Genomic DNA, 24,432 nt, shown 5'->3' with positions numbered 1-24,432 from the left:
GGCATGAGCGACACCCCGCCGGACAGCGTCGTCCGCACGTACATCGACACCCACCGCGCCGCCTTCCTCGACGACCTCGCCGAGTGGCTCCGCATTCCCTCCGTCTCGGCCCAGCCCGAGCACGCGGGCGACGTACGCCGCAGCGCCGAATGGCTCGCGGCGAAGCTCAAGGAGACCGGCTTCCCGGTCGCCGAGGTGTGGGAGACCCCCGGCGCGCCCGCCGTCTTCGCGCACTGGCCGAGCGAGGACCCGCACGCCCCGACCGTCCTCGTGTACGGGCACCACGACGTGCAGCCCGCCGCCCTCGCCGACGGCTGGCACACCGACCCCTTCGAGCCGGTCGTCCGGGACGGCCGCATGTACGCGCGCGGCGCCGCCGACGACAAGGGACAGGTGTTCTTCCACACCCTCGGGGTACGGGCCCACCTGGCCGCCACCGGCGCCGCCGCCCCCGCCGTGCACCTCAAGCTCCTCATCGAGGGCGAGGAGGAGTCCGGCTCCCCGAACTTCCGCGCCCTCGTCGAGGCCCGCGCCGCCGAGCTCGCCGCCGACGTCGTGATCGTCTCCGACACCGGCATGTGGTCCGAGGCCACGCCCACCGTCTGCACCGGCATGCGCGGCGTCGCCGACTGCGAGATCGACTTCCACGGCCCGGACCAGGACATCCACTCCGGCGCCTTCGGCGGGGCCGTGCCCAATCCGGCCACCGCCGCCGCCCGCCTGGTCGCGGCCCTGCACGACGCCGACGGGCGGGTCACGATCCCCGGCTTCTACGACAACATCGCCGAGCTGACCGACGCGGAACGCGCCCTCATCGCCGAGCTGCCCTTCGACGAGTCCGAGTGGCTGCGTACGGCCAAGTCCCACGCGGCCGCGGGCGAGGCCGGGTACTCCACCCTGGAGCGCGTCTGGGCCCGCCCCACGGCCGAGGTCAACGGCATCGGCGGCGGCTACCAGGGCCCCGGCGGCAAGACCATCGTGCCCGCCTCCGCCCACGTGAAGCTGTCGTTCCGTCTGGTGTCCGGCCAGGACCCGTACGAGGTCGAGGCGGCCGTCCGGGACTGGGTCGCGGCCGGGATCCCCGACGGGATCCGGCACTCCATCACCTTCGGCGCGCCCACCCGCCCGTGCCTGACCCCGCTGGACCACCCGGCCCTGCAGTCGGTCGTCCGGGCCATGGGCCGCGCCTTCGGCGAGAAGATCCGCTTCACGCGGGAGGGCGGCTCCGGCCCCGCCGCGGACCTCCAGGACGTCCTGGACGCGCCCGTCCTCTTCCTCGGCATCTCGGTGCCGTCCGACGGCTGGCACTCGCCGAACGAGAAGGTCGAGCTGGACCTCCTGTTCAAGGGCGTCGAGACGACCGCGTACCTGTGGGGAGACCTGGCCGCCCACCACCACCACCGCACCACCGCCTGACACCCACGCACACACCTGCCGTACCGAGCCTGCCTGTCCCACCACCGGGGGAGTTGGAAGTACCTGTGAGCACCCATACCGAGCGCCCTCTCACCGAGCGCCCTCTTTCGCTCGCCGCGCCCAGCGGGATCGACCGCGCCGCCCACCACCGCCTCGACGAGGCGTGGCTCGCCGCGGCCTGGAGCCACCCGACGACCCGTGTCTTCGTCGTCTCCGGGGGCCAGGTCCTGATCGACGACACCGCCGACGGCGGTACCGGCATCGTGATGACCCCGGCCTTCGAGGCCCCGGTCACCGAGACCCACCGCTACTTCCTGGGCACCGACGAGGACGGCGTACGGTACTTCGCGCTGCAGAAGGACGCGCTGCCCGGCCGCATGGACCAGTCGGCCCGCCCGGCCGGCCTGCGGGAGGCCGGACTGCTGCTGTCCCCGCGCGACGCCGGGCTGATGGTGCACGCGGTGGCGCTGGAGAACTGGCAGCGGATGCACCGCTTCTGCTCGCGCTGCGGGGAGCGCACGGTGGTCGCGGCCGCCGGGCACATCCGCCGCTGCCCGGGCTGCGGTGCCGAGCACTACCCGCGCACCGACCCGGCCGTGATCATGCTGGTCACCGACGAGCACGACCGTGCGCTGCTGGGCCGCCAGGTGCACTGGCCGGAGGGCCGCTTCTCCACGCTGGCGGGGTTCGTGGAGCCGGGCGAGTCGATAGAGCAGTCCGTCATCCGCGAGGTGTGGGAGGAGGCGGGCGTCAAGGTCGGCGAGGTCGAGTACGTGGCCAGCCAGCCGTGGCCGTTCCCGTACAGCCTGATGCTGGGCTTCACGGCCCGCGCCACCAGCTCGGAGATCACGGTGGACGGCGAGGAGATCGAGGAGGCCCGCTGGTTCTCCCGTGAGGAGCTGCGCGCGGCGTTCGCGTCGGGCGAGGTGCTGCCCCCGTCGGGCATCTCCATCGCCGCCCGGCTGGTCGAGCTCTGGTACGGCGAGCCGCTGCCGAAGGCGGCCGCGTAACCTTCGTCACTTCCTCGGCCCGTGACACGACGGAGGGCCCCCGCCGAGGCGGGGGCCCTCCGTCGTGCTCCGGTCTCGCCCGGTCCGCGCGGCCGATCAGACGGCGAGGGCCTGCTTGACCTGGGCCAGGCTCGGGTTGGTCATGACGGACTCGCTGCCCGCGGCGGACTTCACGAGCACGGTGGGAACCGTCTGGTTGCCACCGTTGGCCTTCTCCACGAACGCGGCGGACTCCGGGTCGAGCTCGATGTTGATCTCGTTGTACGCGATGCCTTCCCGGTCCAGCTGGGTCTTCAGCCGACGGCAGTAGCCGCACCAGGTCGTGCTGTACATCGTGACGGTGCCCGTGTCCTGCATGCTGCGCTCTCCTTCGTGAGGGCTCGGTGGTCCGAGTACTCGAACGTACGGGACCCTGCGGCCATTCCCGTACGCGCGGCCGCACGCACCCGGTGTGACTGATACGACTGATTCGTGCTGCCTGTGGACAATTTTCCCGCCCGACTCAGGAGACCTGGCAGCATGGCGGGGTGACAGCAGCAACGCACTCCTCATCCTTCCCCGTCGCCGCCGACTCGGCGGACGCGGTGCTCCTGGGGCTCGACCCGGAGCAGCGCGAGGTCGCGACGACCCTGCGCGGGCCGGTGTGCGTGCTGGCGGGAGCCGGTACCGGCAAGACGCGCGCGATCACCCACCGCATCGCCTACGGCGTCCGGTCCGGGCAGCTCATGCCCGCGAGCGTGCTGGCCGTCACCTTCACCAACCGGGCCGCCGGCGAGATGCGCGGACGCCTGCGCGCCCTGGGCGCGGGCGGGGTCCAGGCCCGCACCTTCCACTCCGCCGCCCTGCGCCAGCTCCAGTACTTCTGGCCGAAGGCGGTCGGGGGAGAGGTGCCCCGACTCCTGGAGCGCAAGATCCAGTTCGTCGCCGAAGCCGGCGCGCGCTGCCGGATCCGCCTCGACCGCAACGAGCTCCGTGACGTCACGGGCGAGATCGAATGGGCGAAGGTCACCCAGACCGTGCCCGCCGACTACCCGGTGGCCGCCCTGAAGTCCGGTCGAGAGGCACCTCGGGACCTGGCCGAGATCGCCCAGATCTACGGGACGTACGAACAGCTCAAGCGCGACCGCGGCATGATCGACTTCGAGGACGTGCTGCTCCTGACCGTCGGCATCCTCCAGGACCGCCACGACATCGCCGAGCAGATCCGCACCCAGTACCAGCACTTCGTCGTCGACGAGTACCAGGACGTCAGCCCGCTCCAGCAGCGGCTGCTGGACCTGTGGCTCGGCGAGCGCGACAGCCTCTGCGTCGTCGGTGACGCGAGCCAGACCATCTACTCCTTCACCGGCGCCACCCCCGACCACCTGCTGAACTTCCGCACCCGCTACCCGCAGGCCACGGTGGTCAAGCTGGTCCGCGACTACCGCTCCACCCCGCAGGTGGTCCACCTGGCCAACGGGCTGCTGAACCAGGCCAAGGGGCGGGCCGCCGAGCACCGGCTGGAGCTGATCTCGCAGCGCGAGGCCGGCCCCGACCCCGTCCACACCGAGTACGCGGACGAGCCCGCCGAGGCCGAGGGCGTCGCCCACCGGATCCGGGACCTGATCGCCGCGGGCGTCCCGGCGGGCGAGATCGCCGTGCTCTACCGGATCAACGCCCAGTCCGAGGTGTACGAGCAGGCCCTCGCCGACGCCGGGGTCCCGTACCAGCTGCGCGGGGCCGAGCGGTTCTTCGAGCGCCAGGAGGTCCAGAAGGCACTCCTCGCGCTGCGCGGAGCCGCCCGCTCCGGCGGGAACGATCCGCTGCTCGACGATGTCGTGGAGCTGGGCTCCCAGGTCCGGGCGGTGCTCAGTTCCACCGGCTGGAGCAGCGAGCCGCCCGCCGGCTCCGGTGCCGTGCGCGACCAGTGGGAATCGCTGGCCGCGTTGGTCCGGCTCGCCGAGGACTTCGCCCGGAGCCGGCCCGGGGCCACCCTGGCGGACCTCACGATCGAGCTGGAGGAGCGCAAGGCCGCCCAGCACGCCCCGACCGTGCAGGGCGTCACCCTGGCCTCGCTGCACGCCGCGAAGGGCCTGGAGTGGGACGCCGTGTTCCTGGTCGGCCTCACCGACGGCATGATGCCGATCACCTATGCGAAGACCGACGAGCAGGTCGAGGAGGAGCGGCGACTGCTCTACGTCGGGGTCACCCGGGCACGGGTGCACCTGAGCCTGTCCTGGGCGGTCTCCCGCGCCCCCGGCGGCCGGGCCTCCAGGCGCCCCAGCCGCTTCCTGAACGGCCTGCGGCCGGGCTCCGCGGCCCCGGGCGCCCGGGCGGGCTCCGCGGCCGAGCGGGGGCCGCGCAAGCGCGGGCCCCGCGGCCCGGTGCTGTGCCGGGTCTGCCGCAAGACCCTGACCGAGGCCGGCGAGCTGAAGCTGATGCGGTGCGAGGACTGTCCGTCCGACATGGACGAAGGTCTCTACGAGCGGCTGCGGGAGTGGCGCGCGGCCGAGTCGAAGCTGCAAGGCCTGCCCGCGTACTGCGTCTTCACGGACAAGACACTGATGGCGATCGCGGAGGCCGCTCCGTCCGAGCCGGGGGAGCTCTCGATGATCTCCGGGGTGGGCGGTCGTAAGCTTGACCGGTACGGAGCCGAGGTCCTGGCCATCTGCGCAGGTCAGGAGGTCGGGTCCGGGCATCCTGACGACGCGTAGAAACTCGTCGGGTTTCTGCCAAATCTGGGATAAGTGCAGGTCAGTGGCGGTACGGGTGGGGCGAATCGGAGATCGTTTCTCACAATCTCTCACAAGATCACCTTTTAGCCCTGCGGCGACGTCTTCTCGGAGCCCCCGTGAAATCCGTCCCATGCGGTGGCGGCGGAGCGCAGATCCTCGATCCCGGGGTGGACGTAGCGGCGCTTCGTGAACGACGCGTTCGTGTGGCCGGCCCACGCGGCGAGGACGACGTCCGGGACCCCGTTCACTGCCAGGTAGGTCAGGCAGGAGTGTCGGGCGTCGTACAGGCGGACGCGCCGCAGGCCGGTGCTGTCCATGAGCCGGTACGCGTACTCGCGCAGCTGCCGCGTGTTCAGCGGCAGCCCGAGCTCGTCGACCGCCACGTAACCCGTGTCCGTGTACCCCTCACCCGCGGCCAGCTTCTCCCGGGCCTGCTGCGCCTTGAACCGTTTGAGCGCCTCGAGCGGCCCCTGGGGGAGCGGCAGGGCCCGTTCGCCGGAGGACGTCTTCGTGTCCTTCTCGAGGACGCGGACGTTCCCGATCATCGTCCGCGTGTTGGTGATCTCGACGGCCCCCGCCTTGAGGTCGATGTCCGCCCACCGCTGCCCGCAGACCTCCGCCGGCCGGAGGCCCATCAGGGACAGCAGAAGCGGCGCATAGAGGCGGTCCCGCTCGATCCCCTTTACGAACCGTTGCACCTCGGCGACCGACCAAGGCGCCACCCGCGCTCGGTCTCGCTTGTCGGTCTTCTTGTCGGCCAGGGAGACGCGCACGTACTGGGCTGGGTTCGTCGAGATGTGCTTGCGGACGACCGCCCGGGCCAGCGCTTGGCGTAGGCGGTTGAGTACCACCACGGCGGTAGAGACCGCCAGGCGCGTACCGGGCTTCCCGCCGCTGCGCCGACCGCTGGCCACCAGCTCGTCGACGAACTCCTGCACGTGATCCTCGGTCAGCTCCTGCAGGCGGATGTGGCCCAGGCGCTCCCGCGGGTGCAGCAGGTTCAGCTCGTAGGTCGTGATGGACGTCTCCTCGACGTCACGCCGCTTGTACTCCAGCCACTGGTCCAGCCACTCGGCCACCGTCAGCTTGCTCGGCACGATCAGATCTCCGGCCTTGCGCTGATGTGTGATCCGCGCGCGTTCCTCCCTCACCTCCTTCTGCGTGTCCTTAGTGATGGTGAGCTGGATCCGCTTGCCGTTCTCGTCGCGGCCGGCGTCGACAACGGTCCTGTAGCGCACGGTGCCGTTCCGCAACGTGATCTTCTTGATGGGGTCCGGCATGCCGTGCTCCTTGGTCGCGCCCGCCACCTGGACGAGCGATCGAGTTTGCGTGCGGGTAGCGGGGTTGGACGTGCATATGGGGGCTGCTACAGCAGCCCGGGGTGGGGTTCCTCAGGTCGACGGCGGCCGGGCTTTGGGGCGGCTGCACGAGCAGCGTTGGCCTCAGCGGATGTCTTCACCCGATGGCACGGCGCACAGACGCCCTGCAGGGCCTCGAGCCGGTGGTCGTCGGTCATCGCTTCGATATGGTCCGCGATCACGCTCGGGCGTACACCGCAGATCCGGCACTCCGGGTCCCGGGCGAGCACCTGGGCCCGTATCTTCCGCCAGTTCCCCGGCAGCCGGCTGGCCCTCTTGGACGTGCCCCAGTTGTGGGCCATGACGGCCCTCCTTCCGTTTGGTTGATCAGCGCAGGACGATGACTCGGCCCTTGCCGGGGGTGCCGACTCCGGTCTTCTCCTTGCCGAGACCCTTGGCCAGCGCGTCGACACGGCACTGCCAGGCCAGGACCGCGGCCACGGCAGCGTCGATCTTCCGGGGCGAGTCGGGGTGTTCCTTGGCGATCTGCGCGCCGACGCGGGACTGGCGGCGCCTCGCGTTCAGGACGTGCCGTGTCAGCACACTCGACCCGTCGTGCGTCAGCTCGTTCTCGACGACCGACGAGCGGAACTTCTCCAGAGCACGGACGATCAGATGGGCCCGGCCACCGGTCATCCACCATTCGATCGGATGCTGCACGGTTGCCTTCACCTTCAGCCGGCGACCGTGCTTCGCCTCCCATGTCGCCACGTGGGACTCCCACTTGGCCGGGTCGGCGTACATGCCCACCACCCGGTACCGCTTGTAGGCGTCCTCGACCGCGGCCAGGACCTCGACCACGGGCACCTGCCAGCCCTCGCCCTCGGGCCCGTTGGGCTGTTCCCAGCAGCCCAGCAGGAACAGGTGTCCGTCCGAGACGCGGCAGCCGACGAGGGCCGTAGCGTCCGTAACACCGCGGGACCTCCGGCGGGAGCCGTCGAAGCCCAGCACGACCGTCTCGCGCTCGCCGACGGTCTTCTCGACGTCCGCGACCCCGGCCCATTCGGGCTGCGTGATCCAGGAGTCGGAGGCGTGGGTGATCTGGCCGAGGTAGAACCGTCGCGCGTCCTGGGGGTCGGTGTCCGGGTCCCAGACCTCGGCCGCGATCCGGTCCAGGTTCACCCAGCCGCCCGCCTGGGCTGCCGAGTCGCCGTAGGCGTGTCGCAGGCCGGCCATCAGCGAGTCACGGTCGGCCATGTCCGTCTCCGGGGGCGCCTCTCGGTGGTCGTACAGCAGGCCCTCGTCGCGGGCGCGGCCCTCACGGATCCGCTTGAAGTACTCGGCCGAGGACTCCGCGACGCTGCCGCCACCCGGGATGTAGGCGTTCGGGGACTCCACCGACGTGCCGGCTGTCTTGCCCAGGTTCCGGCGCAGCGTGGCCGCCAACTTCACCCCGCCGTTCGACGCGCGCCACTCCTCCGTCTGATCCAGGACGCACCACACGGGCCGGTTGCCCTCCCGGGACGTCGCCGCGCTCGTAACGAACTCGATGCGGCCCTGCGGCAGGTTCACGAACGTGTCCAGCGGCTCGATGCCCGGGTACTCGTCCAGCGCCGGCCCCTCCCGCAGCATCTCCAGCAGCGGCGCCCACGCGTTCTTCGTCTGGTCCTCGGACACTGCGGCCAGCTGCAGCCACGGAGTACGCAGAGAGGCCCACGGGCGGCCCACCGGCTCGCCCTCGGCATCCCAGCCGTCCGGGACGACGTCCGCCAGGGCCTCCGCGCATGTGAGGGCGGCCAGCAGCGGCGACTTCCCCCAGCCCTTCGGCCGGGACAGGACGGCCCTGCGGTAGCGGCGCTCCCCCGTCCGCGGGTCGACGGCGTACAGGTTCAGCACGAACTGCGCCTGCTCCCGCGTCAGCCGGAACGGCACGTACTCGGACCGGTCAGGGGCTGCCAGGTAGGTGTGCATCCAGTTGATGACCTGGTATCCCAGGGTGGGCAGCTCGCCCTCGTATCTAGGCCCCCGCCACGGCATCCGACCCACCCCCCGGCAGCACCTTCAGGTCGGCGAACTGCTCCTCGGCGGAGGAGCCGGGCGGGCGCTTCGAGTCGGCTTCGTCGGCCTGGGCGAACTGCATCCGCAGCCTCGCCCGGTCCTCGGGGGTGGCGCCGAACTTGGCGACCCTCAGCCGGAGCTCAGCGCCGGCCGTCGACTCCCCGCTCCAGTGCCGGGCGTGCACCAGGGCCGTATCCCGGAGGAACGACCAGTCGGTCGAGGTGAAGTGCTCGGCCTGCGGGCTGGCCTTCCACATCTCCCACCACTCCAGGGTCGCCGCGGGCCACGGCACCTCGACCATCTCGTCGCCCTGGCGGGCGCGCAGCGGGGGCAGTTCGGGCGCCTCGGCCTGCTCGAAGCGGAGCACCGTCTGTTGATGACCGTCCTTGCGGTGGCCGGCGCGGCGCCGGGGGTCCTTCGGGGCGGGTCCACGACCAGCCATGGCGTTCCTCCTAGCTCAAGATCCAAAAGCCCCAGACCCGGGGCCACAGACGACAGCAACACGGCTCCGATCTGGGAAGATCGCCTAGGGGTGCATCCCCCCAGGTCAGAGCCTTGATCGTTTGGCCACCTCGGCCGGAGCGGTGAGGCTCCGGCCGAGGCATCGGCGCTGGTGCGGCTCGAGGTAGCCGGCTCCGCACCATGGGTTCGACGCTCGTCGACTGCTCGACGATGTCGATGCCGTTGACGCCGAGTTCGTGGGTCATGCAGCTGTCGGTGCGTCGCCGTCGAGGGGCAGTGCGGCCAGGCCCTCGGGCATCTGGTCCCCCAGCTCGGAGGGTGTGGCGACGCTGTACTCGATGGCCTTCCTGATCTGCCACACGCCGTCGTCGGTGTTGGGCAGGTCGACGAGAGCCTGCAACGTGGCCGTCTCCTCGGGCTTGCCGGCAACGTACTGGTTGAGGAGTTGTGCCCAGTTGGGGTCGGCGGAGTAGTCGGCGGCCTTGGCTGCGATGGCCTTGGCCATGATGCGGTCGCCTTCCCGTTCGGCGCGGCGGAGTGCGTGCTCGGCTTCTCGGGGTGTATCGAGCTTGGCTGCTCGGTCGTTGGCGTCGCGTCGGGCGATGACGGTGTTGGGGTCGGGGCTGAACCCGTTGGTGCCGAAGAGCTTGCGGTCGAGCTGCTGGCGCTGCCGGCCGATCCGGGCGACCTCATCGGCCTTGAGCTGGTCGAGGGCGTCGCGCGCCTCGATGTAGGCGCGGGCGATCATCGTCTGCTTGGCGCGGGCGCTGGGGTTCTTCAGCCCGTTGATGCGCTGGACGGTGCTGTCGAGGCGGGAGCGGATCTCTTCAGGGGTCATGACTGGGTCCCTTCGATGGCTTGGGGGTGGGGCTGGTGGTTGGGGCAGATCGGGGCGTGCGCGTCCGTACAGGGGCCGTAGGCGAGCGTGTGCAGCCGGGCCCCGCAGCCGGCGGCGCACAGCCGGTACCGGTTCTTGCGGACGGGGGTGCCGCAGGCCTGGCAGGCGAGAGGCACACGGCGGCGGGGCCGGGTCACTGCCGGCTCTTGGCGTACTTGTCTCGGTGGACGCGGGTGCCGCGCCTGGGGCTGCAGGCAGCGCACACGCTGCGGCAGCCGGAGGGGCTGTTGCAGAGGCTGCACATGCGCCCACTGCGTTGCTTGTCCTGCTTGCGGCTCACGCTCTGTTACTCCAATCTGTGGGGCGTAGAAAAACACTCTCTGTGTGGAGCCCAAGTGCGTACCCCCAACGGTCGGGGGGCGGCAAGCGCTCTGAGCTGCACCTTTGCTCGGTCGATGGGGGTACGCACCGCTGCGTACCCCCTGCCGTTGCGGGGCCTGTGGTGGGGTGGGGGTACGCACTGCCGCGTACCCCCTTCATGTGGGGTCTGAGCTGCGAGGATGTATCTCGTAAGAGGGGGTACGCACTTGGGGCGAGGAGAGAGGCTGTTTTTCCTCGATAGAGCGGGGTCACGTCACTCTCCGTCCTCCTCGTTGGTGGCGAAGACGGTCGGGTGGAAGACGTACATGCGGACCTTGGAGCCGTTGAGCTTGCGGTTGAGCAGGTAGGCCGGGCGGTAGGAGCTGCTCTCGATCAGGAGACCGCTCTCCCTCCAGCTGGGGATCACCGATTCGAGTTCGTAGCCGGCCCTCTTGAGGGTCTCCTTCAGCCGCTCGGGGAGGAGTCCGATGGTGGGTTCCTCGTCGACCAGGAGGTCACGGCCGATCCATCCGCTGAACGGCTGCTCGTTCTCCGTACCTGGTGCCCACAGCGCGCGACGGTTGGAGGCGACGTACTCGCGGACGACGTCCAGCGCCATCTCGCCGCGGTTGTCGGTCTGGTCGGATACCGCGAACAGGCGGCGCCAGACATCCATCTGCGGTGCGGCGAACGGGACGATGCTCCATTCGCTGGCGAGTTCGGCGGCAAGAGCCAGGCAGGCCACCAAGGGCGCCCGCCGGGCCGACATGTCGCTGTCGTACCGGTGGGCCTCCGTCAGGGCCTTGTGCCGGGCGACCAAGGCTCGCTTGCCCGCTCCGGCGATGGCTTCGCCGAGGGCTTCGATGAACCGGGGGCCGGCGGTACCGAAGTTCTCGGCGCACCCGTCGCGGACCTCGATGGCTGCTGCTGCCGACTCGGCGCCGCCCGTTCCGAACGGGGCCTCCTTCACCGTCAGGACGCGGGCGCCGGCTCCCTGGTCGGTGGTGAAGGTGAGCACGGACTGTTCGCCGGTGGACACCATGACCGTCCGCCAGGGGAGTCCGGAGGGCCACCCTCCGCCGCGGGCCTGACCATGGTTCTTGGGAATGGAGTAGAGCAGGGCGTGCACCATCTCGGGGTCCCGGACCAGCTTGGTCTCGTCGAAGACCACGGGGAGGCCATTGACGAGGTTGAGTCGCTTCTCCGCGGCGAGCATCGTGGTGCGCCAGGAGTACATGCCGTCGGCCTTCTCGCTGGGGTCTGCCCAGACGCTCATCCCCCCGGCCGCGGCAGTCGTCTTGCCGCGGGTTGAACGGCCGCTGATGTCGACGGTGAAGGAGTTGACGCCGACCAGCTCGAGGAGTGGGGCGGCGAGGCAGGCGTACAGCGCCATCTGCGCCGCCGGGTAGGCCTCCATGCCCTTGATGGCGGCCTGCCAGCCCTCGAACGTCCCAGCTGGCTGGTGCGCGGCCAGGGCGGGCTTCTGCTCGTCGTACTTGACCTCGACCCGGTGCGGGGTGTCTTGCGCGGTGACGAACGATCCGTCCTTCTGCCAGCCGAGTTGGCGAGCCAGGTGGACGCGGGGAATCTTGCCTCGGTTCAGGGACTCGAACGCGGCCAGGTAGCGCTCGGCGAGCTTGGCGTCGGACTCGATGACAGGCAGGCCAGCGTCTCCGAGGGTGGCGACGAGGATGCGTCCTCGCCTGACCACCGACCGGGGGACGGTACGAGTGACGACGCGAGGCCCGTCCACCCACGCCAGTTCCACGGCCTGGTCCCCGATGGGGTCGACGTACACACAGTGGACGACCAGGGGCGCCCAGCTGATCCGCACGTCGACGAAGACGTCCTTGGAGATCTGCTTCTCGACCCACACACCGCCGTGGTTGATGCTGTAGCCGGACGGCATCCGTACCCCTTCGGGTACGAGCCGCGTGTCCGACCATTCGGCGGGGTCGGCCTGCTCGCCCGTGTCGGGCCTCTCGAGGGTTGCTTCGGTGGTCATGGCGCTCCAGCAGTCGTGCGCCGTGCGGACGCAATGGTTCTCTGGGCTTCGGCCTCGGCCAGGCCCCGGCGGACGGCCGCCTCTACAAGCGCAGCCTCGGCATCGCAGGCCGCGATATGCCCGTCCATCACGTGCGCCCAGGCCTTGGCTGCGGCCCAGTACAGGCGGTCGTTGCGCGTACCGTCGGGCGCCCCGAGGACGACGTTCACGAGCCCGTCGAGGGCGGCGGTGGCCTTGTCTCCGGTGGGCGTGTACTGCCGGGCCGGTCGGGGGATCGGCTTGGGCAGCATCAGCTGGATCAGCGCTGGAGGGGCGGGCAGGACAGCGATCTCGCCGAGGGCGGGGTGAAGTACGTACTGGCCGCTGCTGCCTTGGCTGCCGGGGCCGACGACGTAGCCGCCGGTACCGCGGACGTCGATGCCGGGCCCGAGCCGGCCCGCGCTGTTGGGGATGGTGACGCCGGCGGGGACGGTGAACCAGAGGTGGAACCCGCCGGACGGGGTGCAGACGGTGAGTGTGCGGGGCACGCTGAACTCGTACTGCGAGGCGAGCCGGTTGAGTTCGGCGACTCCGTCCACGCCGTTCTTGCGGTCGAGGTCGAGGCCGATCATGCGTCCGCCGCAGGCGATCCCATATCCATCGGCCCGGGGTGCCTGCTCGAACAGGCGACGGACATCAGCGGCGACGGTGGTTGCGTCGTACACGCCGTGCCCCGGCTGCCCGCACTGCCCCTTGCAGTTGTGCCCCCGCTCGTGGGGCGACGGGATGGCGGGGATCTTGTTCCGGGTGGGGAAGACGGCGTTCCCGCGGGCTGCTGCCTGCAGGGCCTGGTGGAAGGCGGACTGCCAGGCCGCGTGTCGGGAGCCGTCGCGCTCCTTGGTCCAGGTGTTCACCGCGCCTCCTTCAGCCAGCCGGCGGCCGTGATGATCGCGGCGAGCACGGGTTCGTCGTCGTCCTTGTGGAGTGCGCCGAGCCGGGCGATGTACTCGGCGCGGTTGGGGTTGTCGTCCTGCCAGCAGAGGGCGCTGATCAGGCTGGTGAGGGCCGTGTGGCCGTTCTGGGTGATGGACTCTTCGGCGTGCTCGGGGCCGAGGGCTTCCTGTAGGAGGTCCAAGACGTGCCGGTCATCGCTCATGCGGCCACCGCCTCAGCGCGGAGCACGATGACGTACTCGGTGCCGCAGGGGCCGGTCTTGGCGATGGTGGCGACCAGGGCCAGGGGCGATCGGTGGAGATGGGCGTAGCCGCATCCGGGGCACCGTTCGACTCGGATCTGACGGTGGTGCTTGCGGCCGCGGCTCTTGTATGTGTCGAGTCGGCCGGCTACCTGCGGCGCCTGGTCGTGTGAGACGCTTGTGCCGGTCGAACCGTTAGGCGCGGAGACTTCTGGACCCCTGGCAGTGTGGAGCTGTTGGGGGTCTTTCGCTTTCTGGGTCATGAGGCTTCTCGCTCCTCCCCGGACAGCAGGCGGACGAGGTCTGCGGTGATGACGACGTGCCGGCTGCCGAACGGGATGGTCTTGACGGGGGACTGTCCCGCTTTGATCCGCTCGTGCAGGTGGCTCTTGCTGCAGCCGAGCGCTTCGGCGGCCTGGGGGATGCTGATGGTGGCGGGCCAGCTGCGGATCACAGCGAGGGTTGGCCGACCCTTCACGGCGGGCTGCCTCATGCCGCGGCTCCGTCCTGCTCGGCGTCCCACTGATCGAGCAGGTCGGGGTCGTAGAGCCACCGCTGGCCGCGCTTGACGCCGCCGGGGATGTAGCCGATGTGGCGCCAGTACCGGACGGTGCCAGCCGCGACGCGGTATCGACGGGCCACTTCGGCGGTCGTCAGGTACTTGTCGATGCGGTCTTGCAGGGCCGAGGGGTCCATGGACTCTCTCCTAGTTGAGTCGCTTGTTGCCATGAACGACTGATTAGGTTGTAGCGCATTCTGTCGCTCATGGCAACAAGCGACTGTCGCTTGTTGCCATGAACGTTGACTGGCGTTGGTGGGAGCCGTATCGTCGGCTCCGTGATTAGTGACCAGGACCTTCCAGCCCCATGGCGCGTGGTCGCCTCTCCCATCGACCAGGACAGTGCGACCCAGTTGGACGCTGTCGCCGGCCTGCAGATCGGCGTCGAGGATCCGGTCTCGTGGGACGTGATCGAGCATGCCGAGACGGGCCGGCGGGTCATGCTTCGCATGGGTCTCGACGAGGCGGGCGGGGCGGCGATCACCGGTATGTACGTACCGGGTCCGCTGCCCTTGGGGATCGGTGAGCTGCGCACGATCCCGCTTGCGGCCGTTGAGGCTGCTGTACGGAATCGGCGCGCGGCCGGTGTCGCCGGGGTTCAGGCGGCCCTGTTGGCCGGCCCTGATCCCTACGACGGTCCGCTCGGTCGTCCGGATGGGCCGGACGACACCCAGTTCTTCGCCCGCCTGGCCATGCGGTACACGCGCGTTGCCCAGTCGTCGATGGGCCCCGCGACCGACTTGGCCAAGGCTGAGGGAGTGACCCCCCGCACGATCCAGCGCTGGACGGCGAGGGCTCGTGAGCTCGGACTGCTGCCGCAGGGGCGCCGGGGCAAGTACGCCTAGCTTCGCGTCTCAGATCGCGGCTCATCCCTGACCTGTCAGGATGGGCCGCTTTCGTGTGTCAGGCGGGTGTCAGGCCGACCGTCAGAACCGCCTGACACCCGCTCCCGCCTAGGAGAATGGGTGTCAGACCGGTCTGACGCGTCAGAAGGTGTCAGGACTGTCAGGCGTCGGCCATGGCGGGCACGATCCGGTACCGGCCGGGTTTGGCGGTGATGGCCAGGCGGCCGTCCTGGATGAGTCGCTGCAGCTCTCCGGAGACCCATCCGCGCTGTCGGCCGAGGCGGTCGCCGTGTTCCATGACGTCCTTGGTGCCGATCACCATGGTTCCGGCTTCCTCGAATTCGGTGAGGATGGCGTCGAGGACGTCGCGCGCCTGATCGGCGTTGAGGTCGCGACCTTGCAGCTGTCCGAAGGGGACGTTCTCCTCGCCGGGCAGTGGGTCGGGGAGTTCCTCGTTCGGGTCGATGTCGAGGTCCTCGTCGTCCAGGCGGCTCACGGTCTGCTCCTCGTCGTCGGGGTTCTCCTCCTTGTGCTGTGCCCGTTCCGTGTACGCCTTGCCCACGACTGTTGCGGCGCCGCCGGCGGTGATGGGGTCGGGCTTGGCGCCGTGGCGGCCGGCCCACGCGGCCAGGGTTTCCATCATGGAGATGGAGTCCCAGGTAAAGCGCCATGTGCGGGCAGGGGAGGCGTACAGGGTCTCGTCGATGCCGGGGGTGACGAGGTAGCAGTAGCCGGGGCGGCGGTTGGACCAGGCGCCCGGGTGGGCGCCCGCGTCGAGGACTTCGTCGGGGAGGGCGAAGCCTTCGTCGCGCTTGTCGACGCCGAAGCAGATGACGGACGGCAGCGATGCCCGGGTGCTGGTGGACATCTGGTCGTGGCTCGGCCGCTGCAGGGAGACGATGAGGGAGACACCGGCGGAGCGCGCCTCCTGGGCGATCCCGGTGAAGGTGTCGTCGCCGAGGGCGCGGAGCGTGTTCGCGGCCTCCTCGAACCAGGCCACCAGGAACGGCATGCCCTCACAGCCACAGGGGCCGTTCGCCTTGCACGAGTGATCCGGGTCGTTCTGGGTGTCGAAGCAGCGGGGCTCCCAGGCCCGGTACTTGTGGGCGCCGAGCCACCGGGTGCGGGCCGGGATGACGGCCTGGACCGCTTCGACCATGGCTTCGGTGCCGGCTCCGGCCTCGACGGCCCAGTCGATGCCGGGCAGCAGCGGCCGGAAGTCCTGGAACGCCTTCGGGTCGGACAGCCAGGTGATGACGTCTTTCCGGGAGAGGATCTCGGTGAGGACGTTGAGTGCTCCATCACCCTTGCCGGAGCCCGAGATGCCCGCGATGAGGACGTGGGTTCCGTTGCGGCCGGCCTTGACGTCGGCGGGCAGCCACAGCTGCAGCGGATCGCCGTTGTCGTAGCGGCCGATGACGAGCGGGTCGGCGATCGATCCACCGGGCAGCGCCGGACCCTCCCACAGGATGATCTCGGACAGCATGTCCATGGGGACGACGACGAGTTCCCCGCGGCGGGCCGATGCGGGGTCCGGGCTGTACCGGACGGCGGTGGTCGGCAGGTCCAGCGCGGAGGCGATCCGGGGCAGGGCCTTCGCCACGTCGTCGTTGGTCTGCTCGCCGGCCTCGAGGGCGATCGGCGCCGTCACGCGGTTCGGCTCGACCTTGATGCGCTGCATCATCGCCTTGGCCAGGCCGACCTTCTCCAGCAGGCCCGAGCCTTCGGCGATGGCCTTCACGCCGTCCGGGTCGCGGCGGTAGATCTGGCGGATGTTCCAGGTCAGGGCGGCGACGGTGCCGCCGACGGCCAGGCCGTTGTACGACGGGGTGAAGACGGCTGCCGAGGTGAACCAGGCGGAACCTGCGGCGACAGTGATGGCCGAGTGCAGGCGCCTCTCGGGCCCGGTGGCTTTGCCGGCCCACCAGGTGGCGCCGGTAAGGACGACCGATCCGAGGGTGAGGCCGATCCCCATGGCTGCGTCTCCGTGCCAGACGAGGTGTCCGACGGTCCCGGAGACGGCGAGGGCGCCGACCCCGAGCCACGGCGGCAGGTAGGGCTTCGCGCGGTGCAGCAGGTAGGCCTTGACGCCTCCCGCGTCGGAGCTGCCCTTCAGCTGGTCCTCGTGCCGCTGTTCGATGTCCTTACCGGTCATGACGGTGCTCTCCTCTCAGGGTCAGTACTGGAACGGGCGGGCTTGCGCCGGCTGGTTCGGGGTGCGGGCGGACATGATGTCGGCGTACTCGCGCTGGAACGCGGCGTAGGTGGCGGCGGCGAGGGCGGCCGCGTCGGCGAGGGCTTCGCCGGACTTCTTCAGCTTCCGGGCGACCTTCCGGGCCCTCAGCTTGTGCTGGATGATGTTGTCGTCCTTCAGTCCGGCGGCCTGGGACAGGGCGGCCTGCAGGATTTCGGCGGCGACCGTGACCTCGATGGATGCGTGGACGCCGAACGCGCGGAGGGTGTTGCAGTAGTTCCGCAGCTCGGCCGCGGACGCGAACGACGGGTCCGGGAGCATGAACTGCGACCGGCCGGTACCGGCGGCGCCCTGGCCGGCGCCCGTGGTGGTGGTCTTGGTCGAGTTGACGTTGATGTTCGGGCCGAAGCTGAACGACGGCCCGTGTTTGGTCTTGCCGCCCTTGCTCTGAGGGTTGGACCGCGTGCTGCTGCTCGTGCGCTGCCCGTTGATCGGCATTCGATGTCCTCCAGCTCGGTCCGGGTGGATCCCGGCCCCCACCACCCCCGGCAGGTGTCCCGTTTGGGACACGTGATGCACAGTCCGTGACCAACAGCTACGGAGTGTGCGGCGGGTGTATCAAACTGAGACACCTGCCGAGGGCGGAAGGGGTCGGGGTCAGCGGTAGGCGGCGCGGTCGAGCTTGTTCCGTTCCCGTCGCACGGTCGCTTCGACGGACGCCTGTTTGGCGTCCGGGAGGCGGGCGAGGATGGCTTCGACGGCCTCCTCGCGGGACGCTCCGGCCTTCAGCTCGACGCGCGCCAGGTGCGAGATGTTCGGGCCCTGCTCGACCTGTTCGCGAACCGTGTTCGCCCTGTTCAACGGCGCTTCGGTACGCCCCGAACCGTGGTCGTGTTCGCGGACCTGTTCGGCCGTGATCACGTTCCCGGTGCCGGGAAAGTGATCGAGCCCGGCGATCTCGCTCAGGTACCGCTCGGCGGCCAGCAGCTCCAGCCGTGCGGCGACTTCCGCTTTCGCGGCCTGGCGGCGGACACCAGCGATCGCGAGCTTGGCGTTCGCCTTCGACATCTCCGCGGCCACCCACTGGGAGTCGGCCGGCGACAGATCCTTGTCGATGTGCTTGAAGACGGCCCACCACAGAACCTTGGCGACGATGGACACGGCCGCTCCGACCGCGGCCATCTGCCAGCCTCCGGCCAGCATCCCCTCGAGGAAGATGGCACCGGCCGCGACGAGGGCGAGCGCCCAGCCGACCTTGCGGGGGAACTCCCGCTTGGCCGGGTCGAAGCGGGCCAGCCACTCCAGCAGGAGGACGGCCAACCAGGCCGCGTCGAAGACCATGCCGGCCGCGTAGCCGACGCCACCGCCGAGCAGCTGCCCGATGCTGTACGTCGACCAGACGATCGCCACCAGCGTGAGGGCCAGGACCAGGCCGGAGACGCCGACGAGCGCCATCGCGTCCCTGTCCTTCGGCAGCTTCGGCATGCGCACCGTGTACGGCTCCGACACCTGATGGGTGGTGCCGTCGATGGTCCGGTCGACGAGGCGGGTACGGGTCTCGGTCAGGAACTTCATCGGGCCTCTCCGTTCGTGTCGGTGTCGCGGTCGCCGGGCTCCCAGATCCAGGACTCGCCCATGCCGTCGTTGCCTCGGTCCTCGATGTGGCCGGCCGCGTGCTGTTCGGCGAGCGTGCGGAGGTAACGCGCGGATTCGGGGGTGACGCCGCGGAAGCGGATCGACCAGGAGCAGTTCCAGCAGTCCAGCTGCTCGGCCTGCTGTCGGCTGGCCCACAGCTCGGGAACGATGTGCCACAGGGCGACGGCCAGGACGATGACCGCGAGGACGTCGAGGACGGTGGTCATTCGGTGACTCCTTCGGCTACGCGCACCACGCGGTGGGCGGCCAGGTTGGCGCCGTGCCGATCCGAGGCACGGTTCGCGAGGATCAGGGCGGCCATCAGGGCCGGAACACTGGGGAGGGGCCGGGCCGACCGGCCGACGGAACGCAGTGCGGCGTTCTCCGTCGGCCGGCGAATCGGCCAGTGCGAGCTCACAGCTCCTCTTGCAGCGACTGCAGGCGGGCCCGCAGCGGGAGGAGCGTGTACAGGGCGTGCGCGGTGAGGGTCGCGGCCAGGTCGCCGAGACCGGCCGGGCCGAACTCGTAGTGCTCGCCCTCGATCTCGACCGCCACCCACACCCCGCGGTGCCCGTGCTCCGAGTACGGGTACTGGCTGAGGAACGCAGTCAGCAGGGTGATGTCGCCGGTACCGGGAATGTGGATCGTGGCCGGCTGCTCGACGCCCTGGTGGTGGATGTCCGCCCGGTGGATGTCGTCGCGGTGCTGGATGGCACACCAGGACGGCTCGGGCACCTCGACGACACCGTGGTCGACGGTTCGCACCGACACGGTGCGGGGGGCGTTCACAGCTGCACCCGGCCCTGCTCGCGGAGCGCGGTCAGCCGGGCGTGGACCTCACGGAAGCTGGCCAGCTGGGCTTCGAGGGTCAGGATGACCGTGGCCAGGCCGTCCGGGTCGAGGCCCTCGATGAAGTTGTCGTCGACGATCTCGACCTGGGCGTGCGGGACCCGCTCGTGCAGGTTGCGGGAGAACGGCTCCTGTCGGATGTACGCGGACAGGACCCGCAGTTCCTGCACGTCCTCGCTGCCGCTGACAATCGGCAGGCAGACTTCCTCGCTCTTGGTGCAGCACCAGATGTCGTAGGGGTGCGTCGGCGTCTCGCGGTCCATGTCGTGGTTGACGGTGCAGCCGGCCAGGCAGGTGACCTCCTGCAGCTGGCTGGTGGTGCTGTCGATGAACGACCACGTGCGGGGGGCCGGTTCGGCGACGAGCTCGGCGACGAGCGGGAACTGCGCGTCGACGGACGCCTGAGCGGCCTTGGCCTCGACGGCCTCACGCTCACGGCTGGTCGGCTGCGTCGGGACCGCGGCCAGCTTCGGCTCCGGACGGAACATGCGCGGCAGGTCGGCGGGCATCGCGTTCACAGCGCCACCCCCAGCTCTGCCGCCGGAATGCCGCGCTCGTCGGCGTAGGCCTTGAGGGCGGAGCGGGGGATGCGGATGGTGCCGCGGCCGGCACCGACGCGGTACGAGGCCAGCAGGCCCGTCCGGCAGGCGACGTACACGGTGGACGCGTCGACGCCGAGGAAGCCGGCAACGTCCTTGACCTTGAAGGGGGGCGCGCTCTCCGTGGGCTGTTCGAGGGCATGCGAGATAAGCTCAACGTGCATCTGAGACCTCAACTCTTGGATGCGAGGCCCTGGCGGGCGCGGTGGGCAAACACCGCGATCACCCCGCCGGGGCTTTTCGTTTGCGTACCCCTAGAATGATTCCTAGGACTACTGAAGTCAAGGAGTCCTAGGAATAATCCAAACAATGGACGAAGGGGCTGCCATGGCTCGATACGAGGAAGTCGCTGCCGACCTGCGGCAACGCATCGATGACGGGGAGTGGGCCCCGGGTGAAACCATCCCCACCACGGCCGAGCTCATGGAGCGCTACGGGTACTCCAAGGAGACGGTCCGAGCGGCCGTCGACGTCCTCGCCAAGGAAGGGCTCGTGCGCGTCATCAAGCGCCGGGGCACCGTCGTGCAGGACCGGACCGTGGGGCGCCGGCGGATCGCCCGGTCGACCACTGTCATGCGCGACCCGCTCCGGGGCTACGTCTTCCCGGCGGCGAGCCGACCGGATGAACCGTGGGAGGTCCACGGCCAGCCCAAGCGGATGCTTGCGCCCATCCCCTCGGACGTCGCCGACCGACTGGGCCTGGAAGCCGGCCAGGAGGTGATGCGGCGGCGCCGTGTCACCAGCCCTGCTGGCGAACCGCCCTTCCAGATCGCTGACGCCTGGATTCACCCTGACGTGCTCCGGGAGGCGCCGCAGGCCGGAGAGATCAGCACCGGGCCGGGGGGCTATCTCGACCGGATCGAGGAAGCCGGCCACGGCCCCCTGGAGTGGGAAGAAACCACTCGGGTCCGTATGCCGGCCAAGGAAGAGGCCAGCCTGCTCCAGATCGCCGTGGAGATGCCCGTATGGGAAATGACCACGGTCGGTGTCTCCGCCCGGACGGGGCAAGCGGTCGAAGCGTCCGTCCGTGTGATTCCCGCAGACCGGGCAGAGCTGGTGTCCAAGCTGCAGCGGGGCGCCTCGGCGCAGTGGCCGGTGGAGCCCGTGACTCCGAAGGTGTGACGTGGACGGGTCCGGTCCGACTGTGACCCCAGTCGCACGATGAGCCCCCTCCCTGGATCTAGGAGGGGGCTCAGCCGTCTCACGTGTGTCTCACAGACCTAGTCGTCTGGGATGCAACCGAACCCCTTTGACCTGCGTCTAGGTTGGTGCGATGGACGGAGCGGGGCCCTCACGGACGCCACCCCGAAACTCGTCGGAAAAATAGTTTGCACATGCCCAGCGAAGACCCATAGGTTCTTAGCAACGGAAACGGTGGCTTCTCCGAAGCCCTGGATCCGTGCTGTACTTATCCGAATACGTATGGGACAGGCCCTCGGGCCGAGTCCCCGAGACGCCGAGAGGAGGCGAGACCAGTGACCAGCTTCATGACCTTCACCAAAATGACCGATCGCTCGGTCGACGCTTCCTGCCTGCTCGGTTCCGTCTCCCTCCTGGGTACCGGTGTGTCCGCGATTTCCGCCGACCGCCCCGCCCTCCTGGCGACCCTTCCGGTCAGTGAGCGCAACGAGCGACCGACCCAGGCACCGGTGGCAGTACTGGCAGCAGAAGCGCAGACGCATGGCGCCTATGGATTCGCTGCCGCAGCCGGTGCCGGATCCCTGAACAAGCAGACGAAGCAGCAGCACCACCTGATGTGGGCCTTCCGCGGGCTCGAACCCTGGAGTGATCCAGCCTGATCGCATGATCAGGCCGGCGCCTTCAGGGCCGCGGAACCCCACCCGGGATCCGCGGCCCTTCTGTTTGTCCCCGACCGGGGGCGACGGAGCGAAGGGGTCTCGGGACTGGCCTTGCCAGTCGGTGTGAGAGCACAACCCAGCCGAACCCGGCCGACCGGCCGGAACGACTAGCCGAACAAGACGAGGAAGAAACCACCGTGCAACTCGAAGCGCACGCCCCGTCCGTACCGCAGACCCAACTGAACTCCCCGCCCGCAGTCCCGGAGGCCCACACCTTGACCCCGCTCACCGCGCTGACCGCGCTCGACGACGCCATCGAGAACCTCGGCGTACCCGTCCCGTGCCGCACCTTCGACCCCGAGGTCTTCTTCGCCGAGTCCCCGGCGGACGTCGAGTACGCCAAGTCCCTCTGCCGCACCTGCCCGCTGGTCGAGGCCTGCCTCGCCGGTGCGATCGAGCGCCGCGAGCCCTGGGGTGTCTGGGGTGGCGAGCTCTTCGTCCAGGGTGTCGTCGTCGCCCGCAAGCGGCCCCGTGGCCGTCCGCGCAAGAACCCGGTTGTCGCGGCATGACCGCCATCGGAACCATCGACCGCCCCCTGACGCACGACCCCTTGAAGCAGGCCCTCATGACCTCCTACTCCACGAGCGAGCAGCCCCACGGCGCCGCCCACGCAGACTTCATCACCGCCGGCGCGATCACCTCGCGTCAGAACAGGACCCGCGAAATGCAACTCATCCCAGAAGCCCTGGCTCGCGCCCATATGGACGACCGCATGCGTGAGGCGGACGCCGAGCGTCACGCCGTGCGCCTGGTCGCCGCCCGCCGCATGCAGCGGCGTGCCGAGCGCGTCTCCCTGCGCGCCCGGCGCGCGCTGGCCATGGCCGTCATGCAGTAAGAGCTGAAAGCAGCATCCCCCGGGGGGACCGGTCCGCACGGACCGGTCCCCCCGGTGCGTTGCGCGGGGCTGTCCGCCCCGGACGGGGATATCGTCTGGAGGTGGACCAGCCGACTCCCCACCCCGGCCCGTCGGGATCCGAGGCCCAGCCCGTCGTCTGCACGGGTTGCGGCGCGAAGGCCCCGGGCGAGATCCCACCCACCTGGACCTGTTCGGTGGAGAACGGGACCAGACAGTACTTCTGCGTCGACTGCGCGCGCGCCAACCTCCGGGCGATCGAGGGCAGGCTCGACTCGTCCTGGTGGTGACGCGCCCACGCCGTCACGCGCGTCACTCCTCGCAGGCGAACCCCGGCAGCCAGGTGTCCAGTTCGTCCCGCAGCCGCACCGTCGCGCCCAGCTGGCACAGCACCCCGATGGTGCTCAACGTCACGCGGTGGATCAGCAGGTAGGAGGGCGGCAGGTTGATCTGCCGGCCCAACTGGTGCGCGGGGGAGCGGGGATCGGCGATCCGCGCCGCCTGGCCACGCAGCCACGTCCGGGTGAAGGTGAACTCCTCGGCCTCGGCGGGCTCGATGATCGGCTTGAGGTAGTCCAGCACCGCGTCGGGCTCCAGCTCGACGGACTCCTTCACGAACCCCTCGGCGCACAGGTGCCCGTAGACCCCCTCGGCGTCACCGTCCAGCGTCATCCGCAGCGACCTGCCGATGGGCTTGGGCCAGCCCCCGGGCAGCCGGTCGACCGTGCCGAAGTCCAGGACTCCCAGCCGCGTCCGGCCGTCCGCCCCCGGTATCAGCCGGAAGTTGCCCGGGTGCGGGTCGGCGTGCAGCAGGCCGGTGCGCGCCGGACCGGAGAACAGGAACCCGGCCAGCAGCTGTCCGGCGCGATCCCGCTCCTCCTGGGTGCCGTCGGCTATCACCTCCGACAGCGGGGTCCCTTCCATCCACTCGGTCACCAGCACCTGGTCGCCCTGGTGCACGACGTCCGGCACGACCACGTCCGGGTCGTCCACGAAGGCGTCCGCGTGCGTCCGTTGGGCCTCGGCCTCCAGCTCGTAGTCGAGCTCCTCCGCGACCCGGTCGCGCAACTCCTTGATCAGCGGCTTGATCTCCATGCCGGGGATCAGCGGACCCAGCAGTCCCGCGAACCGGCCCAACTGCTTCAGGTCCGACAGCAGCGCCTCACCGGCCCCCGGGTACTGGACCTTGACGGCCACCTGCCGGCCGTCGTGCCACACCGCGCGGTGCACCTGCCCGATGGAGGCCGCCGCGGCCGGCTTGTCCTCGAACTCCTCGAACAGGTCCCGCCAGTCCGCGCCCAGACGGTCCGCCAGTACCTGGTGCACCGTCGCCGCGGGCAGCGGCGGGGCCGCCTCCTGCAGCTTGGTCAGCGCCGCCCGGTAAGGTCCCGCGACCTCCTCGGGCAGAGCCGATTCGAAGACCGACAGGGCCTGCCCGAACTTCATGGCACCGCCCTTCAGCTCCCCGAGGGTGCGGAACAACTGCTCGGCGGTGCGCTGCTGGAGTTCGCGCGCCACGATCTCCGCGGACTTGCCCCCGATCCGCTTGCCCAGTCCCCACGTGGCCCGGCCCGCGATGCCGAGTGGCAGCGCGGCCAGCTTGACGGTCCGGGTGACCGCCTTCCGGGGAAGATCAGACATACGCCCCTCCATGTCCCAGACAGCTGCGCCGCTGACGGCGGATTCAGGAAGGGCTCCGCCGAC

General features: G+C 70.0%; 29 protein-coding genes. 9 read left to right on the top strand and 20 right to left on the bottom strand.

Annotated elements, in window-relative coordinates:
- Positions 1 to 3: 3 nt before the first annotated feature.
- Positions 4 to 1,416 (top strand): dipeptidase, encoded by a 1,413-nt coding sequence (locus ACWG52_RS13400; RefSeq protein ID WP_453128787.1) that lies wholly within the window; start codon positions 4 to 6, stop codon positions 1,414 to 1,416.
- A 53-nt stretch (positions 1,417 to 1,469) separates the two neighbouring features.
- Complete coding sequence (nudC, locus tag ACWG52_RS13395) at positions 1,470 to 2,426, top strand: NAD(+) diphosphatase (protein ID WP_199920688.1); 957 nt, start codon at positions 1,470 to 1,472, stop codon at positions 2,424 to 2,426.
- A 96-nt stretch (positions 2,427 to 2,522) separates the two neighbouring features.
- Here nudC and ACWG52_RS13390 read toward each other — a convergent pair whose 3' ends face one another.
- On the bottom strand, positions 2,523 to 2,783 hold the full coding sequence (locus ACWG52_RS13390; RefSeq protein ID WP_030011087.1) for a mycoredoxin: 261 nt from the start codon (positions 2,781 to 2,783) through the stop codon (positions 2,523 to 2,525).
- Positions 2,784 to 2,953: 170 nt separating this feature from the next.
- Between ACWG52_RS13390 and ACWG52_RS13385 the strand changes: the two genes are divergently transcribed.
- Positions 2,954 to 5,119, top strand: coding sequence for an ATP-dependent DNA helicase UvrD2 (locus tag ACWG52_RS13385; RefSeq protein ID WP_389805972.1), 2,166 nt, complete (start codon positions 2,954 to 2,956; stop codon positions 5,117 to 5,119).
- 104 nt (positions 5,120 to 5,223) lie between these two features.
- Here the strand turns inward: ACWG52_RS13385 and ACWG52_RS13380 are convergent, their stop codons facing one another.
- The 10 genes from ACWG52_RS13380 to ACWG52_RS13335 all read right to left on the bottom strand — a co-directional run bounded on the left by ACWG52_RS13380 (position 5,224) and on the right by ACWG52_RS13335 (position 14,031).
- Positions 5,224 to 6,420 (bottom strand): site-specific integrase, encoded by a 1,197-nt coding sequence (locus tag ACWG52_RS13380; RefSeq protein WP_453128784.1) that lies wholly within the window; start codon positions 6,418 to 6,420, stop codon positions 5,224 to 5,226.
- Positions 6,421 to 6,825: 405 nt separating this feature from the next.
- Complete coding sequence (locus tag ACWG52_RS13375) at positions 6,826 to 8,475, bottom strand: terminase (protein WP_453129064.1); 1,650 nt, start codon at positions 8,473 to 8,475, stop codon at positions 6,826 to 6,828.
- Positions 8,456 to 8,938 carry a phage terminase small subunit gene (locus tag ACWG52_RS13370; RefSeq protein ID WP_453128782.1) on the bottom strand — a complete coding sequence of 161 codons (483 nt, stop codon included), beginning with the start codon at positions 8,936 to 8,938 and terminating at the stop codon, positions 8,456 to 8,458. Before ACWG52_RS13370 ends, ACWG52_RS13375 begins: the two co-directional genes overlap by 20 nt.
- 261 nt (positions 8,939 to 9,199) lie before the next feature.
- Positions 9,200 to 9,796, bottom strand: coding sequence for a hypothetical protein (locus tag ACWG52_RS13365; RefSeq protein WP_453128780.1), 597 nt, complete (start codon positions 9,794 to 9,796; stop codon positions 9,200 to 9,202).
- A complete protein-coding gene (locus ACWG52_RS13360; RefSeq protein WP_453128778.1) occupies positions 9,793 to 9,993 on the bottom strand; it encodes a hypothetical protein in 201 nt (66 codons plus the stop codon). The genes ACWG52_RS13365 and ACWG52_RS13360 overlap by 4 nt, the downstream gene beginning before the upstream one ends.
- A gap of 437 nt (positions 9,994 to 10,430) precedes the next feature.
- Entirely contained in the window at positions 10,431 to 12,161 is a 1,731-nt protein-coding gene (locus ACWG52_RS13355) for a DUF927 domain-containing protein (protein ID WP_453128777.1), read from the bottom strand.
- A complete protein-coding gene (locus tag ACWG52_RS13350; protein ID WP_453128776.1) occupies positions 12,158 to 13,054 on the bottom strand; it encodes a bifunctional DNA primase/polymerase in 897 nt (298 codons plus the stop codon). Before ACWG52_RS13350 ends, ACWG52_RS13355 begins: the two co-directional genes overlap by 4 nt.
- Positions 13,051 to 13,296, bottom strand: a complete 246-nt coding sequence (locus tag ACWG52_RS13345; protein WP_453128774.1) for a hypothetical protein — start codon at positions 13,294 to 13,296, stop codon at positions 13,051 to 13,053. Before ACWG52_RS13345 ends, ACWG52_RS13350 begins: the two co-directional genes overlap by 4 nt.
- Before the next feature lie 298 nt (positions 13,297 to 13,594).
- Positions 13,595 to 13,828 carry a helix-turn-helix transcriptional regulator gene (locus ACWG52_RS13340; protein WP_453128772.1) on the bottom strand — a complete coding sequence of 78 codons (234 nt, stop codon included), beginning with the start codon at positions 13,826 to 13,828 and terminating at the stop codon, positions 13,595 to 13,597.
- Positions 13,825 to 14,031, bottom strand: coding sequence for a helix-turn-helix domain-containing protein (locus ACWG52_RS13335; protein WP_453128770.1), 207 nt, complete (start codon positions 14,029 to 14,031; stop codon positions 13,825 to 13,827). Before ACWG52_RS13335 ends, ACWG52_RS13340 begins: the two co-directional genes overlap by 4 nt.
- A gap of 216 nt (positions 14,032 to 14,247) precedes the next feature.
- On the opposite strand from ACWG52_RS13335, the gene ACWG52_RS13330 reads away from it, so the two are divergent.
- A complete protein-coding gene (locus ACWG52_RS13330; RefSeq protein WP_453128769.1) occupies positions 14,248 to 14,739 on the top strand; it encodes a hypothetical protein in 492 nt (163 codons plus the stop codon).
- Positions 14,740 to 14,899: 160 nt separating this feature from the next.
- On the opposite strand, the gene traB is transcribed toward ACWG52_RS13330, so the two are convergent.
- From traB to ACWG52_RS13290, 8 genes are all read right to left on the bottom strand, one after another.
- Entirely contained in the window at positions 14,900 to 16,894 is a 1,995-nt protein-coding gene (traB, locus tag ACWG52_RS13325; RefSeq protein WP_453128767.1) for a plasmid transfer protein TraB, read from the bottom strand.
- A 21-nt stretch (positions 16,895 to 16,915) separates the two neighbouring features.
- Positions 16,916 to 17,431, bottom strand: coding sequence for a plasmid transfer protein TraA (gene traA / locus ACWG52_RS13320; RefSeq protein ID WP_453128765.1), 516 nt, complete (start codon positions 17,429 to 17,431; stop codon positions 16,916 to 16,918).
- Positions 17,432 to 17,590: 159 nt separating this feature from the next.
- Positions 17,591 to 18,508: a hypothetical protein gene (locus ACWG52_RS13315; RefSeq protein ID WP_453128763.1), complete on the bottom strand. Its 918-nt coding sequence runs from the start codon at positions 18,506 to 18,508 to the stop codon at positions 17,591 to 17,593.
- Entirely contained in the window at positions 18,505 to 18,795 is a 291-nt protein-coding gene (locus ACWG52_RS13310; RefSeq protein WP_453128762.1) for a hypothetical protein, read from the bottom strand. Before ACWG52_RS13310 ends, ACWG52_RS13315 begins: the two co-directional genes overlap by 4 nt.
- Positions 18,792 to 18,986 carry a hypothetical protein gene (locus ACWG52_RS13305; RefSeq protein WP_326747605.1) on the bottom strand — a complete coding sequence of 65 codons (195 nt, stop codon included), beginning with the start codon at positions 18,984 to 18,986 and terminating at the stop codon, positions 18,792 to 18,794. Before ACWG52_RS13305 ends, ACWG52_RS13310 begins: the two co-directional genes overlap by 4 nt.
- The gene (locus ACWG52_RS13300) at positions 18,983 to 19,357 is read right to left on the bottom strand and encodes a DUF6907 domain-containing protein (protein ID WP_453128760.1); all 375 of its coding nucleotides are present in this window, start codon (positions 19,355 to 19,357) and stop codon (positions 18,983 to 18,985) included. The genes ACWG52_RS13305 and ACWG52_RS13300 overlap by 4 nt, the downstream gene beginning before the upstream one ends.
- Complete coding sequence (locus tag ACWG52_RS13295; protein WP_453129063.1) at positions 19,354 to 19,926, bottom strand: DUF6907 domain-containing protein; 573 nt, start codon at positions 19,924 to 19,926, stop codon at positions 19,354 to 19,356. Before ACWG52_RS13295 ends, ACWG52_RS13300 begins: the two co-directional genes overlap by 4 nt.
- A gap of 5 nt (positions 19,927 to 19,931) precedes the next feature.
- On the bottom strand, positions 19,932 to 20,180 hold the full coding sequence (locus ACWG52_RS13290) for a helix-turn-helix domain-containing protein (RefSeq protein ID WP_453128758.1): 249 nt from the start codon (positions 20,178 to 20,180) through the stop codon (positions 19,932 to 19,934).
- 163 nt (positions 20,181 to 20,343) lie between these two features.
- Here ACWG52_RS13290 and ACWG52_RS13285 point away from each other — a divergent pair, with 163 nt between their 5' ends.
- From ACWG52_RS13285 to ACWG52_RS13265, 5 genes are all read left to right on the top strand, one after another.
- Positions 20,344 to 21,138, top strand: coding sequence for a GntR family transcriptional regulator (locus ACWG52_RS13285; protein ID WP_453128756.1), 795 nt, complete (start codon positions 20,344 to 20,346; stop codon positions 21,136 to 21,138).
- A gap of 353 nt (positions 21,139 to 21,491) precedes the next feature.
- Positions 21,492 to 21,815: a hypothetical protein gene (locus ACWG52_RS13280; protein ID WP_389805970.1), complete on the top strand. Its 324-nt coding sequence runs from the start codon at positions 21,492 to 21,494 to the stop codon at positions 21,813 to 21,815.
- 197 nt (positions 21,816 to 22,012) lie between these two features.
- Positions 22,013 to 22,384 carry a WhiB family transcriptional regulator gene (locus ACWG52_RS13275; protein ID WP_033218581.1) on the top strand — a complete coding sequence of 124 codons (372 nt, stop codon included), beginning with the start codon at positions 22,013 to 22,015 and terminating at the stop codon, positions 22,382 to 22,384.
- Positions 22,381 to 22,710 carry a hypothetical protein gene (locus tag ACWG52_RS13270; RefSeq protein ID WP_389805968.1) on the top strand — a complete coding sequence of 110 codons (330 nt, stop codon included), beginning with the start codon at positions 22,381 to 22,383 and terminating at the stop codon, positions 22,708 to 22,710. Before ACWG52_RS13275 ends, ACWG52_RS13270 begins: the two co-directional genes overlap by 4 nt.
- 101 nt (positions 22,711 to 22,811) lie before the next feature.
- Positions 22,812 to 23,018, top strand: coding sequence for a hypothetical protein (locus ACWG52_RS13265; protein ID WP_030711716.1), 207 nt, complete (start codon positions 22,812 to 22,814; stop codon positions 23,016 to 23,018).
- 22 nt (positions 23,019 to 23,040) lie between these two features.
- Here ACWG52_RS13265 and ACWG52_RS13260 read toward each other — a convergent pair whose 3' ends face one another.
- Positions 23,041 to 24,369: an ABC1 kinase family protein gene (locus ACWG52_RS13260; protein WP_390137871.1), complete on the bottom strand. Its 1,329-nt coding sequence runs from the start codon at positions 24,367 to 24,369 to the stop codon at positions 23,041 to 23,043.
- Positions 24,370 to 24,432: the final 63 nt, after the last annotated feature.

The sequence above is a fragment of the Streptomyces sp. CLCI03 genome (assembly GCF_053615355.1).
Note: the sequence above shows the minus strand (reverse complement) of the source record. Positions and strands in the feature narration are given on the sequence as shown.